At 68.7% G+C, this 16,569-nt stretch carries 14 protein-coding genes; 11 read left to right on the top strand and 3 right to left on the bottom strand.

All coding sequences use genetic code 11. The features are described from left to right. Nucleotides 1-7: 7 nt before the first annotated feature. From NU688_RS24810 to NU688_RS24765, 10 genes are all read left to right on the top strand, one after another. On the top strand, nucleotides 8-970 hold the full coding sequence (locus tag NU688_RS24810; protein ID WP_257863485.1) for a TauD/TfdA family dioxygenase: 963 nt from the start codon (nucleotides 8-10) through the stop codon (nucleotides 968-970). Between the two features lie 44 nt (nucleotides 971-1,014). After that, on the top strand, nucleotides 1,015-1,950 hold the full coding sequence (locus tag NU688_RS24805) for a TauD/TfdA family dioxygenase (RefSeq protein WP_257863484.1): 936 nt from the start codon (nucleotides 1,015-1,017) through the stop codon (nucleotides 1,948-1,950). Between the two features lie 313 nt (nucleotides 1,951-2,263). Then, nucleotides 2,264-3,439 (top strand): hypothetical protein, encoded by a 1,176-nt coding sequence (locus NU688_RS24800; protein ID WP_257863483.1) that lies wholly within the window; start codon nucleotides 2,264-2,266, stop codon nucleotides 3,437-3,439. Between the two features lie 112 nt (nucleotides 3,440-3,551). Then, complete coding sequence (locus NU688_RS24795; protein WP_257863614.1) at nucleotides 3,552-4,847, top strand: hypothetical protein; 1,296 nt, start codon at nucleotides 3,552-3,554, stop codon at nucleotides 4,845-4,847. A 137-nt stretch (nucleotides 4,848-4,984) separates the two neighbouring features. Then, nucleotides 4,985-5,890, top strand: a complete 906-nt coding sequence (locus tag NU688_RS24790) for an SDR family NAD(P)-dependent oxidoreductase (RefSeq protein ID WP_257863482.1) — start codon at nucleotides 4,985-4,987, stop codon at nucleotides 5,888-5,890. 87 nt (nucleotides 5,891-5,977) lie between these two features. Continuing rightward, complete coding sequence (locus NU688_RS24785) at nucleotides 5,978-6,868, top strand: LysR substrate-binding domain-containing protein (protein WP_257863481.1); 891 nt, start codon at nucleotides 5,978-5,980, stop codon at nucleotides 6,866-6,868. A gap of 9 nt (nucleotides 6,869-6,877) precedes the next feature. Then, the gene (locus tag NU688_RS24780) at nucleotides 6,878-7,765 is read left to right on the top strand and encodes a LysR family transcriptional regulator (RefSeq protein ID WP_257863480.1); all 888 of its coding nucleotides are present in this window, start codon (nucleotides 6,878-6,880) and stop codon (nucleotides 7,763-7,765) included. A gap of 101 nt (nucleotides 7,766-7,866) precedes the next feature. Beyond that, entirely contained in the window at nucleotides 7,867-9,021 is a 1,155-nt protein-coding gene (locus tag NU688_RS24775) for a mandelate racemase/muconate lactonizing enzyme family protein (protein ID WP_257863479.1), read from the top strand. A gap of 38 nt (nucleotides 9,022-9,059) precedes the next feature. Then, nucleotides 9,060-10,064: a tripartite tricarboxylate transporter substrate binding protein gene (locus NU688_RS24770; protein ID WP_257863478.1), complete on the top strand. Its 1,005-nt coding sequence runs from the start codon at nucleotides 9,060-9,062 to the stop codon at nucleotides 10,062-10,064. 1 nt (nucleotide 10,065) lies between these two features. Then, nucleotides 10,066-10,767: an arylmalonate decarboxylase gene (locus NU688_RS24765; protein WP_257863477.1), complete on the top strand. Its 702-nt coding sequence runs from the start codon at nucleotides 10,066-10,068 to the stop codon at nucleotides 10,765-10,767. 6 nt (nucleotides 10,768-10,773) lie between these two features. Here NU688_RS24765 and NU688_RS24760 read toward each other — a convergent pair whose 3' ends face one another. Genes NU688_RS24760 through NU688_RS24750 form a run of 3 tightly spaced genes read right to left on the bottom strand, consistent with a single transcriptional unit; the run spans nucleotide 10,774 to nucleotide 14,120 of the window. Beyond that, nucleotides 10,774-12,135, bottom strand: coding sequence for an MmgE/PrpD family protein (locus tag NU688_RS24760; RefSeq protein ID WP_257863476.1), 1,362 nt, complete (start codon nucleotides 12,133-12,135; stop codon nucleotides 10,774-10,776). Nucleotides 12,136-12,148: 13 nt separating this feature from the next. Then, entirely contained in the window at nucleotides 12,149-13,312 is a 1,164-nt protein-coding gene (locus tag NU688_RS24755) for an acyl-CoA dehydrogenase family protein (protein WP_176661520.1), read from the bottom strand. 22 nt (nucleotides 13,313-13,334) lie between these two features. Then, nucleotides 13,335-14,120, bottom strand: a complete 786-nt coding sequence (locus NU688_RS24750) for a citryl-CoA lyase (protein WP_257863475.1) — start codon at nucleotides 14,118-14,120, stop codon at nucleotides 13,335-13,337. A gap of 106 nt (nucleotides 14,121-14,226) precedes the next feature. On the opposite strand from NU688_RS24750, the gene NU688_RS24745 reads away from it, so the two are divergent. Continuing rightward, nucleotides 14,227-16,557 carry an acyl-CoA dehydrogenase gene (locus NU688_RS24745; protein WP_257863474.1) on the top strand — a complete coding sequence of 777 codons (2,331 nt, stop codon included), beginning with the start codon at nucleotides 14,227-14,229 and terminating at the stop codon, nucleotides 16,555-16,557. Nucleotides 16,558-16,569 lie beyond the last annotated feature (12 nt).

Here is a 16,569-nt window from a genome sequence, read left to right as displayed (position 1 = left end):
GATGCGCATGAGCGAGACCGCAACCGCCATGGACCCCCGCGAAGCCGGCGACGGCATCGCCGGCGGCTTGCCGCATTGCGTCCACGCCGACCCCGGCGTGACGGATGCCGGGCGCTGGGTCGAACAGGCGATGCCGCGTCTGGAGCCCGCGCTGCTGCGCGCCGGTGCGCTGCTGCTGCGCGGCTTTCCGCTGCGCGAGGCCGAAGACTTCCGCCGCGTGGTCGCAGCGATGACGCCGCAGCTGCGCGGCTATGCCGGTGGCACGTCGCCGCGCAGCCAGGTGGCCGAGGGCATCTACACCTCGACCGAGTACCCGAAGCAACTGGAGATTCCGCTGCACAACGAGATGTCGTACAGCGTGCGCTGGCCCGGGCGGCTGTATTTCTTCTGCGCGACCGAACCCGAGGTGGGCGGCGAGACGCCGCTGGCCGATTCGCGCCGCATCCTGCAGGCCATGCCGGCCGCCATCGTCGAGGCATTCGAGCGCCGCCAGCTCCTGTACGTGCGCAACCTCGCGCCCGCGAACGCGCGCTACAACGCCTGGAGCAAGGCCTTCGAGACCGACGACCGCGCGCAGGTCGAGGCCCATTGCCGCGAGATGGACATCGGCTGCGAATGGCAGCCCGGCGGCGGCCTGCGCATCCACGAGCGGCGGCCGCCCACGCGCGTGCATCCGCTGACCGGCGAGCGGGTCTGGTTCAACCAGGTGCACCTGTTCCACGCCTCCAACACGCCGATGGCGAGCAACGTCGATGCGCGCATCGAGGCCGGCCTGCCGATGGCGGCGTACTACGGCGACGGCGGCCGCATCGACAACGCCACGCTGGCCAGCGTGCGCGAGGTGCTGCGTGCGCAGCGGCGCGCCTTCCGTTGGCGGCAGGGCGATCTGCTGGTGGTCGACAACGTTCTTGCGGCGCACGGGCGGCTGCCTTTCGACGGGCCGCGGCGGATTCTCGTGGCCATGTCCTGAGCGGCCTCTTCTCAGTTTTTTCATCTTCACAGCGAGCCGAGCCCATGCACATCACCTCCCCCTCGCGCGAACCGCTCGCGCCCTGGATCCGCCAGCACCGCGACCGCATCGACGAAGCGCTGTGGACCGACGGCCATGTCCTGTTCCGCGATTTCGACGTCGGCGGCCTCGACGGCTTCGAGGCCTCGGCCGCCTCGGCCTGCGACGCGCTCTACCGGCACTACGGCGACCTGCCGCTGGCCAGCGCGAGCGACAACGTGTACTTCGCGACGCCGTATCCCAAGCACCTGGAGATCCGCTTTCACAACGAGGCCTCGCACACCCAGACCTGGCCCTCTCGCCAGTTGTTCTTCTGCCTGGAGCCGGCCTCGGAAGGCGGCGAGTGGACCCTGTCGGACGGACGCCAGGTAGTCGAACGCCTGCCCGCGGAGATGCTCGAACGCTTCCGCGAGCTGGGCCTGGTCTACCGGCGCCGCTTCATCCGCGGCCTGGATGCTTCGTGGGAGCAGTTCTTCCAGGTCGCGAGCCTGCAGGAACTGCGCGAGAAGATCGCGCCGACCGGGCACGAGATCGATGCGGCTTCGGAGAACGACCTCACCGTGTCCTACCGCACCCACGCGCTGCTGCGGATTCCCGAGCGCGGCTCCGAGGCCTGGTTCAACCAGATCCTGCTGCACCATCCCGACGCGCTGCCGACGCAGGTCGATGCCATGCTGAGCAAGCACTTCCGGCGCGACCAGTACCCGCGCACGGTGTTCTTCGGCGACGGCAGCCCGATTCCGGCCGCATGGGTGCGCACCATCGACCGCGTGCTGACCGAGTGCGCGATCCACATTCCCACCCAGGCCCACGACGTGCTGCTGGTGAACAACCTGCTGATGGCCCACGGGCGCCTGCCGTACAGCGGCAACCGGCAGGTGCGCGTTGCGCTGGGGGATATGCGCGAGCACGCCGCGGTCGCCACTGGAGAGCCGGCATGAGCCTCCTCTCTTTCTCCCTCCCCTTCCGGGGGAGGGCCGGGGTGGGGGCAAGCGCCCGTCGATCAGGCGCTGCCGCATTGCAAGCGCCGCGAGCCCCCATCCCAGCCTTCCCCCGGAAGGGGAAGGAGCAAGACAAGGACCGCGCGTCGTGTTCGGAGTCTTTGTATTTCTCCCTCCCCTTCCGGGGGAGGGCCGGGGTGGGGGCAAGCGGCCTTCATCGCCGCGCGGTGTTCGAGGCCGCGTGCCCCCATCCCAACCTTCCCCCGGAAGGGGAAGGAGCAAGACCCGGCCATCCGAAGACGGAACCTGCCCAATGAGCATCAAGCGCCAGCACATCGCGAGCGACTTCTTCCCCGAGGCCGAAGCCCTGCGCACGGCCTACGACGGCAAGGTCAGGAGTGCCTACCAGCAGACCGTGCAGTGGCAGTACTTCTGCGAGCCGCAGATGTACACGTACCTGCGCACGGTGCCGCAGCAGCTCTTTCCCGAGGCGCTGTGGGGGCGCTTCACCCGGCACCTGAAGCAGTGGTGCATTGACCACCTCGGGATGCTTCCGACCGGCGCGCCGAACTTCCATCTCATGGTCAACGGCTGCACCCTGGGCCTGCACAGCGACTTCCAGAACGGCACCTGGGGCTTCGTCTATTCGCTCACGCGCTGGCAGACGCGCAAGTTCTCCGGCGGCGAAACCCTGCTGATGCGCGACGGCGTGCCGAGCTACAAGAAGCACCACGTGCAGGGTGAGGTGCTGTACGAACTGGTGCCGGCCGAGTTCAACCAGCTGCTGCTGTTCGACGACCGCATCGTCCACGGCACGCAGACCATCGAGGGCAGCATGGACCCGCTGGAGGCACGCATCGCGCTGGTCGGCCATCTGCGCGCCACCTCGCCGGTGGTGACGGGCGCGCTCGACGCGGCGGCCGCACGCAAGGTCGTGCTGGCGTTGCATCACGCCCTTGCCGAACCGGTGCGCCCCTTCAAGGAGGTGCAGGGCGTGATGAGCTTCCGCCTCGCGGTGGCCGCGGACGGCAGCGTGGCGTCGGTCGATGTGCTGACCGACAACTTCGTCACCGCCCGGAGCGGCCACGCGGCCGACGACGAGGTCGCCGCGGCCCGCGCGCTGGTGCTCGATGCCGCTGCAAGGCTGCGCTTTCCGGATGCGGGCGGGCCGTCGAAGGTCATCGCCGCGGTGCTGCTGCCGCTGCCGGACCTGCGGCCGATCGAGCTTGCCATTGCGCACGCCGGGCGCCCGGACAGGTTGCGGGAAACCCTCAAGGCGCAGCTGAAGGAAGGCGAGGCGCTGGGTTTTCAGGTGGACGTGCAGGGCGACAGCTTCGCCGTGCGCGAACCGCTGGCCGGCACGATCCGCATCGAGAGCCAGCGCATCGTCGCCACGTTCGATCCGCCGATGTGGGTGCCCTCGCAGCGCGACCAGTTCCAGGCCGCGCTGAACGAGAAGCTGGGCCTGCTGGCCCGGTACGGCGGCTGAGCGGGCGATGTCGATGCTGGATGGCGCGATCGTCCTGATCGCGGTCGCCCTGGCCCTCGTCGCGGCGGCGACGAGGCGGGTCGGCCCGCGCGCCATCGCCGCCGTGGGGGCGATGCTGCTGGTCGCCTGCTTCGTGCAGGTCTGGCGCGAGGGTTTCCATTGGCAGTACGCGGCCATCTACGCATTGCTCGCGGGGCTGATGGTGCTGGCCTGGCGGCGGAGCCGGCCGCCGCCGCAAGGCGTGCTCGCAGGGCTGGGGCGCTTCGGCGTGGCGGGGCTCGCCATGGGGGCGTTGCTCGCGTGGAGTTTCTTGCCGGTGCCGGAACTGCCCGCGCCGAGCGGCCCCTACGCGGTCGGCAGCCAGGTGTTCCGGTGGATCGACCCCGACCGCGACGAGCCCGCGACCGACGACCCGCACGACCACCGCAACGTCGTGGTGCAGGCCTGGTATCCGGCAGAGCCCGGTGAAGGCGCGCGGGTGCGCTACATCGACGGCCTTGGGCGCCTGCCGTCCTGGGTCTCGCTGATCCCCGGGCTGGTGATGCAGCGCTACGACCGCATCGACACGCATGCCCGCATCGACGCGCCGGTGGCCACGCAACGCGCGCGCTGGCCGGTGGTGCTGTTCTCGCCGGGCTATGGCGCGTCGCGGGCGTTCTATTCGGGGCTGCTGGCTGATCTGGCGAGCCGTGGTTTCGTCGTGCTCGCGCTGGACCATCCCCGCGAAGCCCCGGTCGTGGAACTGGCCGATGGCCGCCTGGCGACACCCATCGAGCGCTTCCTGCCCGACGACCCTGACCGCACGCACTACATGAGCGCACAGCAGGCCGTGCGGGCGGCGGACCTGCGCTACGTCGCCGATCGGGTTGGCCGGCCGGATGCGTTCGGTGCGCGCCTGTCGCCGCGGCTCGATCCGCAGCGCATCGCCGCGATCGGCCATTCCTTCGGCGGCGCCAGCGCGGTCGAGGCGGCCATGGGCGATGCGCGCATCCGCGCCGTCGCCAACCTCGACGGCACCCTGTACGGCCGCGCGGCCACCGACCCGATGCCGGTGCCGTTCCTGCTGCTGGAAAGCGACCACCGCGAGACCCGGCATTCGCAGAACTACCTGCAAGGCAACCTCGCGCTCGTGCACCACTTGCGCGCCGGCGGATACCGCTACCAGATCGCCGGGGCCAATCACTACAGCTTCACCGACGTGCCGCTATACCTGTCGGCACCGGCGCGTTTTGCCATCACCGTACTGATCGGCGGATCGCGCGGCCCGGCCCGCAGCCAGGCCGCGAGCAACGATGTGCTGGCGGCGTTCCTGCAGGGGCCGTTGCTGGACGCGCCCGGCGACGTCGATGCGGCGGCGGCGCGGCATTCGGGGCTGGTCGGCGGCGCCATGCCCGCCACGCAGCACTGACAGCGCACCGATGCCTTGACGCTCGCGCTTCGCGAAGCCCCTCTTCGGAAATCAGAAACTCGCTCCCCACTCGCTGTGGCATTCTGGATCGACCCCGCGAACCCGCGGTCGAACGAACATCCGGAGCAGAGACAAAAATGGTTGAAGGAAAAGTGGTCGTCGTCACCGGCGCGGGCGGCGGCATCGGGCGCGACATCGCGCTCGCCATGGCGAAGAACGGCGCGAAGGTGGTGGTGAACGACATCGGCGCGGCGCTCGACGGTGCAGGCGGAAGTGCCGGCCCGGCGCAGCAGGTGGTCGACGAGATTCGCGCCGCAGGCGGCGAGGCCGTGCCCAACACCGACAGCGTGGCCGATGCCGCCAGCGCCGCACGCATCGTCGAATGCGCCGTCGAGAGCTTCGGCCGCATCGATGCGGTGGTCAACAACGCCGGCATCCTGCGCGACCGCTTCTTCCACAAGATGTCGGTCGACGAATGGGACGCGGTGCTCAAGGTGCACCTCTACGGCGCCTACTACGTGAGCCGCGCGGCCGCGACGCATTTCAAGGAACAGAACGCGGGCGCGATGGTGCACATGACCTCGACCTCGGGCCTCATCGGCAACTTCGGGCAGGCCAACTACGCCGCCGCCAAGCTCGGCATCGTCGCGCTCTCGAAATCCATTGCGCTCGACATGCTGAAATTCAACGTGCGCTCCAACTGCATCGCGCCCTTCGCCTGGAGCCGCATGATCGGCGCGATTCCCACCGACACCGACGAGCAGCGCGCCCGCGTCGACAAGATCAAGCAGATGACGCCGGCCAAGGTCGCGCCGCTCGCGGTGTACCTCGCGAGCGATGCGGCGGGCGCGGTCAACGGGCAGATCTTCTCGGTGCGCAACAACGAGATTTCGCTCATCAGCCAGCCGCGGCCGGTGCGCTCGGTGCATCGCTCGGAGGGCTGGACACCGCAGAGCATCGCCGAGCACGCCATGCCCGCGATGCGCGCGAGCTTCTATCCGCTGGACCGCTCGGCGGACGTGTTCAGCTGGGACCCTGTTTGAGGACATGAGGACAAACCCGCAAGCGGGTGCGGGTGGCGCCGTTCGCCGGACAATGCGCGTTCCTCCTGCTTCCTTCGTGCCCGCCCGGTGAATCTGCATTTCGACCTGTTCGACCTGAAACTGTTCGTCTACGTGGCGGATGCGCGCAGCCTCACGCGCGGCGCCGAGAAGGCCTGCATCTCGCTGGCCGCCGCCTCTACCCGCATCAAGCAGATGGAGGAGGCCGTGGGCGGCAAGCTGCTGCACCGCAGCGCGCAGGGCGTGAGCCTCACGGCCGCGGGGCAGGCGGTGCTCTACCACGCCAAGCGGGTGATGCAGCAGATGGAGCACCTGCGCTGCGACATGCAGGACTTCGGCAAGGGCATCAAGGGCCATGTGCGCGTGTTCGCCAACACCACCTCGATCACCGAGTACCTGCCGCAGAAGCTCGCGGGCTTTCTCACGCAGCATCCGGCCGTGCAGGTGGACCTGCGCGAATACCTGAGCGAAGAGATCGTGCGCGCGGTGGCCGATGGCGAGGCCGACATCGGCATCCTCGCGGGCGACGTGCACACCGGCGATTTCGACGCACGCGCCTTCGGCAGCAACCAGCTTGTGCTGGTGGTGCCGAAGACGCATCACCTGGCCGGCGCGCCCTCCGTGGCCTTTGCCGACACGCTCGACGAGCAGCACGTGGGCCTGCACCACGGCAGCGCGATCCATCGCTTCCTGCAGAGGCGCGCGGAGCTGGCGGGGCGCGGTTTCAACCCGCGCATCCAGGTCAGCAGCTTCGAGGCGATCTGTCTGATGATCGAAGCGGGCGTGGGCGTCGGCGTGCTGCCGGCCTCGTCGGCGCAGCGGCTGTCGATGGCGATGCGGATCGCGACTGTCGCGCTGAGCGATGCATGGGCGGAGCGGGAGCTCAAGCTCATTGCGCGCAATCGCGAGCAGCTGCCGGCCTCGGCGCGCGAACTGTTCGACCATCTCGTCGCTTCCTGAACCCTCCGCATGTCGGCCGACCTGAAATCGCTGCGCCTCTTCGTGGCCGTGGCCGACCACGGCAGCATCAGCGAAGGTGCAAAGCGCTGCCACATCGCGCTCGCCGCCGCGAGCAAACGCATCTCCGACCTCGAAGCCCGCGCGCGGCTGCCGCTCCTGGTGCGCCATGCGCGCGGCGTCACGCTCACCTCGGCGGGCCACGGGCTGCTGCTGCATGCGCGCGCCGTGCTCTCGGCCATGGACCGGCTCGGCGCCGAACTCGACGACTTCCAGAACGGCGTGGCGGGCGTGGTCAGCATCACGGCCAATGCGTCGACCATCGCGCAGTTTCTTCCGGCGCAGATCGGCTCGTTCCTGCGGCTGCACCCGGTGCTCAAGATCGACCTGCAGGAGCGCGCCAGCACCGAGGTGGTGAAGGCGGTGCAGGCCGGCCTGGCCGACATCGGCGTGATCGAGGGCAACACGCCCGCCGAGACCCTCGAATGCCTGCCGTACCGCACCGACGAACTGGCCGTGGTGGTGGCGCGCGACCATCCGCTCGGGCGCCGAAAACGCATCGGCGTGGAAGAGGTGCTGCGCCACGACCATATCGTGGTGCGCGAAGGCACGGCGCTGCATCGCGTGCTGCTGAGCGCCGCGCTCGAGGCGCAGGTGCCGCTCAAGGTGCGCATGCAGGTGGGCAGCTTCGACATGGTCTGCCGCATGGTGGAGCAGGGCGTCGGCATCGGCGTGCTGCCCTATGCGGCCATCCTGCCGCAGCTGCAGATATTGAAGCTGCGCTGCCTGAAGCTCGATGCACCGTGGGCCATGCGCCGCCACCTGCTGTGCGTGCGCAGGCAGCAGGAGCTGACCGTGGCTGCGCGCTCGGTGCTGGCCCATCTCGGCCAGCCGGATTGAGCCGCGAGCCTTCGCGCCGCGCGAAGGCTCGAACCCGCCAAAAACGAATTGTTCTCCGGTGGACCGCGCGCAAAGATGCGTGCATACCAAAGGAGACAGCCTTGAAGATCGTTCGCGTCAGCGCCACGCCGCTGAACATTCCCGTCACCATCGACGTGCTGGGCCTGAACAAGCAGACCTCGCTCTCGCTGTGCCTCACGGAGATCGAGACCGACACCGGCCTCGTCGGCCATGGCATGACCGCCATCACCGAGGAAGAAATCATCGCCGCCGCCGTGCGCGAGGTGGCCGGCCCCGCATTGATCGGCGAAGACCCGATGGCCACCGAGCGCCTCTGGGACAAGCTCTACTGGCTGCTCTCGCCGCGCGGCCAGACCGGCTACGCGACCCACGCCATCGCCGCGCTCGACATCGCGCTGTGGGACCTCAAGGCCAAGGCGCTCGGCCAGCCGCTGTGGCGCCTGCTCGGCGGCGCACGCTCGAAGGTGCCGGTGTACGCGACCTTCGGCTTCGGCTTCTTCGAGCGCGACCAGCTCGCCGCCGCCGCCAAGCTCTGGGTGTCGCAGGGCTTCCAGCGCCTGAAGATGACCGTGGGCGGCCACGCGCTCGCGCGCCGCGACGAGCCGCGGCCCATCGATGAAGTCATCGCCGAAGACGTGCGCCGCGTGGCGGCCGTGCGCGAAGCCGTCGGCCCCGAGGTGAAGCTGTACGTCGACGCCAACTGCGGCCTCGACCTGTTCCACGCGACCGAGCTCGCGCGCCGCATCGAGCCCTACGGCATCAGCTTCTTCGAGGAACCGCTCACGCAGAACGACGTGCGCCAGATGGCGCAGCTGCGCGCACGCACCAGCATCCCGCTCGCCTGCGGCCAGAACGAAGGCCTGGCCTTCCGCTTTCGCGACCTGCTGGTGAACCAGGCGGCCGATGTGCTGCAGCCCAACGTGACCATCTCGGGCGGCTACTCGCAGTGCCTGAAGATCGCGGGCATGGCGCAGGCCTTCAACGTGCCCATCGACAACGGCGGCGCCTGGCCCTTCCACAACATGCACCTGCATGCGGGCGTGTCGAACGGCGGACTGGTCGAATACCACTACGTCGCGGTGAAGATGCTCGAGCAGATCTTCGACGGTCTGCCGGTGCCCGACCAGGGCTGGCTCACGCTGCCCGAGACGCCGGGGCTCGGTTTCGCGCCCAATGCGGAGCGCGTGCGCGAGCTCGCGAAGCTGCCGACCTCGCGCGGCAAGGGCAAGGCCTGAGTCGCCGGCGGTTCCAGAAAAAAGAAAACGGAGACACGATGAACACCAGACAAGCGATTCGCCCCGCCCGCCGGCGTGCGTTGCGCGCAGCGATGGCCCTGGGCCTTGCGGGCGCGCTCGCCGTGCCCGCGGCCTGGGCGCAGAAGTACCCCGACAAGCCCATTCGCCTCATCGTGGGCTACTCGGCCGGCGGCGGCGTCGATGCCGTGGCGCGGCTCCTGAGTTCACGCCTGTCCACGGTGCTGGGCCAGCAGGTGATCGTGGAGAACCGCTCCGGCGCCACCGGACTCATCGCCGCCGACCTCGTCGCCAAGGCTGCACCCGACGGCTACACGCTGATGATGGGCGACAGCGCGCTGTTGATCGCCAAGCTGCTGCAGCCGAAGATCGCGATCGATCCGCTGACCAGCTTCAAGCCGGTGGCGGGCGCCTTCATCTCGCCGCTGATGATCGTCACCGGCAACGACTTTCCCGCGAAGACGCCGGCCGAACTGGTCGCGCAGCTCAAGGCGAACCCGGGGCGTTTCTCCTTCGCCACATCGGGTGTGGGCACGGTGCAGCACCTGGGCTTCGAGATGCTCAAACAGTCCACGGGGAGTTTCGTGGTGCACGTGCCGTACCGGGGCGCGGCGCAGATCGTGCCCGACGTGATCGGTGGGCAGGTGCCCATCGGGGTGGTCAGCGCGACGGCTGCGATGGCGCAGGCCAAGGCGGGCAAGCTGCGCGCGGTAGCGTTGATGAACAACGCGAAGCTCGAAGGCGCGGAGAGTGTTGCGCCGCTGGCCGATGCGTTGCCGGGTTTCGACGTGGCGCCGCGCATCTTCGTGCTCGCACCGGCTGGGACGCCGAACGAGATCGTCGAGAAGTTGTCTGCAGCGGTGAAGGCGGTGCTCGATACGCCGGAAGCCGGCGCTGCGGCGGCTGCGCAGGGCACGCTGCGTGCCTATGCCACGCCTGCCCAGTTGGGCAAGGACATGGCCGATGAAACGGTGCGGTGGAAACGGATCATCACGGAGCAGCGGATCGTTGCGGAAGGAGGCTGATGTGGAACATCTCGGCTTGATCGTGCCACCCGCAGCCGGCGCAGTACCGGTAGACGGCCCGCTGCTGTACGGCGACCGCATCCGCTTCAGCGCGCGGGGCCTGGGCCTCGGCGAGATCTCCACGCGCGGCTACACCGAGGTCATCGACTCGGTGATCGGCAAGGCGCTGGAACTCAAGGCCGATGGCGTGAGCGCCGTGTCGCTCATGGGCACGTCGCTGAGCTTCTTTCGCGGCGCTGCGTTCAACCGGCAACTGGAAGTGGAGATGGCGCGCGCCACCGGGCTGCCCTGCACCACCATGAGCAACGCCATCGTCGCAGGGCTTCGCAGCCTGAACGTGCGGCGCGTGGCGGTGGCCACGGCGTACATCGACGAGGTCAATGTTCAGTTGCGGCGCTATCTCGAACAGAACGACTTCGAACCGCTGGCCCTCGAAGGCCTTTCGATCTCCGATGTGCAGGAAGTCGGCACGGTGTCGACGCAGGTGCTGGTGGATCTGAGCCGGAAGGTGTTCGAGGCGCAGCCGGGGGCGGACGGCATCCTGATTTCGTGTGGCGGGCTGGTCACGCTCGACGCGGTGCGCGAGGTCGAGGCCCTGCTGAAGGTGCCGGTGGTCTCCAGTTCGCCCGCAGGTTTCTGGGACCTCGTGCGCAGGGCCGGGCTCGATGCGCGCTCGCCCGGCCACGGGCGCCTGTTCGCCTGAACCCGTTCAGCCGAGCAGACGACCGACCTTCGGCGCATCGGCCAGCTGCCAGATGCGCTGGCACATCGCCTTCGCTTCGTCGGCCGTGGCGCCTTCGCCGTAGTGCGCGAGGCGCTGCATCTTGTCCTCGATCTCCGCACGGCTCAGGCTGTTGCCCGGGTCGCCCTTGGGCTCGTCCACGCGACCTTGCAGCGTGCGGCCGTCGGCGGTCTCCACGCTGACCTTGCCGATCCAGCGGGCGGGGTAGGCGGTGTCGACTTCGGTGTCGAGCTGCATCGCCACCTTGTCGCGGAAGCCTGCGACCTCGGGCGCGAGAAAGTCGCGGTCGAATTCGCCCAGGCCTGCGCGGCCATGCACCGCGATCAGGCCGAGCACTGTGCCCATCGAGAACTTGCCCTGGTGCACCGTCGCGGGCACGGTCACGCGGCCCAGCACGTCGATGGCGCCCTGGTGCACGTGCGTGGTGACGCGGGCCACGTCGCTGTGCTTCAGCTTGTTCTGTGTCATGACCTGCAGCAGCGCATCGGCGGCGGGGTGGGTGTGACGGCAGGAGGCGTGGTACTTGAACGAGGTCTCGGCGAGTGCCCAGCGGGTGCCGAGACCATCTGTGAGCTTCGCGGGATCGGCGTCGCTCGACATGCCGACGCCCAGGCCTTGCGCGCCTTCGAGGATCTTCGCTGCGCCGGTGAAACCATCCTGCGCGAGGTACGCCGACATCAAGCCGCTGGCCGCTGCATGTGCGCAGTGCAGTTGCTTGGAGTCCGCCGCATCGCGCAGGAACTCCCACACGCCGGCCGATTGCGTACCGGCCGAACCGAAGGCGTGCAGCATCTGCTGCGGCGTGAGGTCGAGCAGGCGACCCACGGCCGCCGCGGCGGCGATCGTTCCGGCCGTCGCCGTGGTGTGAAAGGTCTTGTAGTGCGAGCGCCCCAGGAACTCGCCGACGCGGATGCCGACTTCGTAGCCGGCGACCACGGCGGTCAGCAGTTGCGCGCCGCTTGCACCGATGCTCTGCGCCACCGCGAGTGCGGGCGCGATGACCACGGCTGCGGGGTGAAACACCGAGCCGTTGTGCACGTCGTCCTGCTCCACGAAGTGCGAGGCTGCGGCGTTGACGAGCGCGGCGAACACCGGCGAACTGGTGCGGCGTGAAGTCAGTATTTCGCTCGGTCCATCGGCGGGGCCCATCATTTGCGCGAAGCGCTCGATGCTGCGTATCGGCCGCGCAGTGCGGGCCGCGAGCACCGAACCGAGCCAGTCGAGCATCAGGTCTTCGGTGCGGCGGAGCACGGGGGCGGGAATGTCCGCGAACTTCAGGTCGGCGGCGAAGGTGGCGAGCACCTTGCTCGGATGGTTCGAATCGGTCATGGGTGCGGTCCCTTCAGAACGAGCGGGGCAGGCCGAGCATGTGTTCGGCGACGTAGCTCAGGATGAGGTTGGTCGAGATCGGCGCCACCTGATACAGCCGCGTCTCGCGGAACTTGCGTTCGATGTCGTATTCGCAAGCGAAGCCGAAGCCGCCATGGAATTGAAGGCACGCATTGGCCGCCTCCCAGCTCGCCTTGGCCGCGAGGTACTTCGCCATGTTGGCCTGCGCGCCGCAGGGCTCGTGCGCATCGAACAGGCGGCAGGCTTCGTAACGCATGAGGTTCGCCGCTTCGATCTCGATGAACGCCTCGGCAATCGGAAACTGCACGCCCTGGTTCTGGCCGATGGGGCGGCCGAAGACGACGCGCTCCTTCGTGTACGCCGTCACCTTGTCGATGAACCAGTAGCCATCGCCAATGCATTCAGCCGCGATCAGCGTGCGCTCGGCGTTGAGCCCGTCCAGGATGTACTTGAAGCCCTGGCCTTCCACGCCGATCAGGTTCTCGGCCGGGATCTCCAGGTTCTCGAAGAACAGCTCGTTGGTTTCGTGGTTGACCATGTTGAGGATCGGCCGCACCGTCATCCCCTTGCCGATGGCTTCGCGCAGATCGACGATGAAGATCGACATGCCCTCGGATTTCTTCTTCACGTCCGCGAGCGGCGTGGTGCGTGCGAGCAGGATCATCAGGTCCGAATGCTGGATGCGCGAGATCCACACCTTCTGCCCGTTGATCACATAGCGGTCGCCTTTCTTCACGGCGGTGGTCTTGATCTTGGTGGTGTCGGTGCCGGTGCTGGGCTCTGTCACGCCCATCGACTGCAGGCGCAGCTCGCCGGTCGCGATGCGCGGCAGGTATTCGCGCTTCTGCGCCTCGCTGCCGTGGCGCAGCAGTGTGCCCATGTTGTACATCTGGCCGTGGCAGGCGCCGGAGTTGCCGCCGCAGCGGTTGATCTCTTCCATGATGACCGAGGCCTCGGTGAGGCCGAGGCCGGAGCCGCCGTACTCTTGCGGGATCAGCGCGGCCATCCAGCCGGCCTTGGTGAGCGCATCGACGAATTCGGCGGGGTAGCCGCGGGCCTCGTCGATCTTGCGGAAGTATTCGTTGGGGAACTGCGCGCACAGGTCGCGCACGGCGTCGCGGATGTCGGGGAAGCTCTTGTCGTTGGCGTTGTTCATCGGTCGTTGCTTCTTTTCTTCTTCAATCCTGGCGAGGGCCGCCGGCTTCCTTTTCCACGCGCTGCCAGATCTCGATGGCCATCGGGTCGTCGATCTCCTCCAGGATGTGGCCCACCAGGCCGATGGCGCGTGCCATCACGCCGATGCCGCGAATGATCTTCCAGGGAAAGCCGAACTCCGCGGCAATCGCGCCGATGGCGCCCGTGGCGTTGATCGGCAGCGACTTGCCCGAGACGCGCTCGGCCTCCTCCTGCACCGCCTGCATCAGCGCGACGTAGTGGGTGGACAGGCCGTTCTCCGCCGCGATCTGGAACAGGCGCGGCGTGCGCGGGTCGATGGGCTTGTGCAGCGGATGGCCCAGGCCCGGCACGATCTGCTTGCGGGCGCGGTGATCGGCGACGATGTCTTTCGCCATGTCGGCCAGCGGGCGGGTCGGCTTCTCGCCGAAGGGGATCGCCTCGTACAGCATCTTGGCCGCGCCTTCGGTGCTGCCGACGAACACGGTGCCGAGGCCGCACAGGCCTGCGGCGACCGCGGCCTGCAGCGCTTCGGGGGCGCCTGCATAAGTCAGCCGCGCGGCCAACGCGCTCGGCGTCACGCCATGCTCGACCAGCGTGACGACGATGGCGTTGAAGGTCACCGATTCCTGCGGCGTCGGGATGCGCCCCGTGAGCTCCAGGAAGGCCATGTCGCCCAGGTTCAGGTGGCCGAGGATTTCCGAGGGCAGGTCGCGCCCGCGCACGGTGATCCTGTCGGGGGTGCTGTGGCCCAGCTCGGTGTGCAGGGATTTCTTGATCTTGGTGGTCATGCGCCGAATCTAGTCCCGTCCCGCGCGAGGCGGCTCCGTGATTGCGAAACCCTCCCTTCGGCAAATGCAAATGCCGCCCGCCGGGGTCTTCTGCCACGCTGCGGCCATGGATATCGAATCACTCTCGGCAATGCGCGAAGCGGCGCTCGACTACTTCGTGCGCAGCCGTGCCACGCAAAGACGGCGCGCGTTGATGGAGCGGCCCGATGCCGGCGAAGCGCAGGGCTGGAGCGCGCTCGCGGAGTTGGGCTGGGCGGGCATGCTCGCACCCGAATCCGTGGGCGGCCTGGGGCTGGAACTGGATGGCGCGGCGGAAATCCTGCGTGCGGCCGGCGAGCACGCGGCACCGGAACCGCTGCTGGCCGTGGCCGGTCTCAGCGCGCTGCTGCTGGCGCGGCTGGACACGCCCGCCGCCCGTGCATTGCTCGCCGACCTGATTGCAGGCCGCAGCCTGCCCGCACTGGCGTGGCAGGAGAGTGCGGGCGACCTGAGCGCGGTGCCGCTCGCCTGCGGTTGCGAAGAACGAGCCGGCGGCGTGCTGCTGCAAGGCGAAAAGCTCATGGTGCTGCCCGGCGCGGCCGCCAGCGGCTGGCTGGTGTCGGCGCGCGGCGATGACGATGCGGTGATCCTCTGGGTGCCGCGCGGCACCGAAGGCGTGAGCGAAACCGTGGTGCCGCTGGTCGATGGTGGGCAGGCATCGAGCCTGCGCTTCGAGCAGGTCGCGCTGCCGCCCGATGCGGTGCTGGCCGAAGGGCCGGCCGCGCAAGAGGCGCTGCGCCATGCGCTCGCGGCCGGCCAGATTCTGCAGGCGGCCGAGCTGCTTGGCGCGGGGCAGGCGATGCTGGCCCAGACGCTGGCCTACCTGCGCACGCGCTCGCAATTCGGCAAGCCCATCGGCAGCTTCCAGGCCTTGCAGCACCGCTGCGTCGACATGTTCATCCATCTCGAAGTCGCGCAGGCCACGTTGAGCGAAGTGCTTGCGCTGGCTGGTGCGGGGCTGCCGGTGGACCGGCTCGAAGCCGAGGCGAGCCGCGCCAATGCGCGCTGCACCGCCGCCGCGCTGCAGGCCTCGCGCACGTCGGTGCAGTTGCACGGCGCCATCGGCTACACGCAGGAATGCGACCTGAGCCTGTTCTACAAGCGCGTGCTGTGCCTCTCGGCGTGGCTGGGCAATGTCACCGCGCATCAGCATCGACACGCTGCGCTCACGAGCGAAAGCGAAGCCGCGGCGAGCACCACCGCATGGAACGGCGACTTCCCCCGCACCGCCGACTGGTCCGCCATGCCCGAGGCGGAATTCCGCCGCATGGTGCGCGGCTTCCTGCAGCAGCGCTATCCGCAGGCACTGCGTTATCTGTCGCACCGCGCGCGATGGAGCGAGGTGCGCGAGTGGTATCTCACGCTGTCCGCGCAGGGCTGGATCGCCCCGGCCTGGCCGCAGGCGCACGGCGGCATGGGCTTGCCGGCCGACAAGCTCATCGCGTGGATCGAGGAACTGGAGCAATACGGCGTGGCGCGCGCGCCCGACCAGGGCATCGTGATGATCGGGCCGCTGCTCATCCAGCACGGCACGCCCGAACAGCAACAGCGCTTTCTGCCGCGCATCCTGAGTGGCGAGCACGTCTGGTGCCAGGGCTATTCGGAGCCCAATGCCGGCTCCGACCTCGCGGGCCTGCGCACCGAGGCCATCGCGGGGCGCGATGCTGAGGGTGATGGCGAGAGCGATCACTTCATCGTCAGCGGCCAGAAGATCTGGACCACGCTCGCGCAGGACGCCAACCACATCTTCATGCTCGTGCGCACCGACAAGGCGGCGCGCAAGCAGGAGGGCATCAGCTTCCTCCTGTGCGACCTGCGCACGCCGGGCATCACGGTGCGGCCGATCCACACGCTGGCGGGCGAGCCCGAGTTCTGCGAGGTGTTCTTCGACAACGTGCGTGTGCCGGCCGAAAACCTCGTCGGCAAGCTGCACGGCGGCTGGATGATCGCGAAGGCGCTGCTGGGTTTCGAGCGCATCTTCCTCGGCAGCCCCAAACAGTCGCAGTACGCGCTGGGGCAGCTTGCGCGGCTCGCGCAGGCACGGCGCCTGTTTGCGGACCCGGTGTTCGCGCAGCGCTTCGCGGCGCTGCGGCTCGACGTGGCCGACCTGACCGCCGCCTACACCAGCTTCGCCAACATCGTGCGCGCGGGCAAGCCGCTGCCCGCGTCCGTATCGCTGCTGAAGATCTGGGCGAGCGAGACCTACCACCGCATCGGTGCCTTGCTGGTCGAGGCTGGCGAAGAGCAGGGCGCGGTCGCGGGTGACCAGGTGCTCGACGGGCAGACCTTCAACGTGCTCTCGCCGCTCATCGGCTCGACGGCCGCAATGATCTACGGCGGCACCAACGAGATACAGCGCAACATCCTCGCGCGGCAAGTGCTGGACCTTCCGGCCTGAGCGATGCGAGGC

Source organism: Variovorax sp. ZS18.2.2, assembly GCF_024701975.1.
Classification (GTDB): Bacteria; Pseudomonadota; Gammaproteobacteria; order Burkholderiales; family Burkholderiaceae_C; genus Variovorax.
The sequence above is the reverse complement of the archived record's forward strand: the minus strand, read 5'-3'. Positions and strand labels throughout refer to the sequence as shown.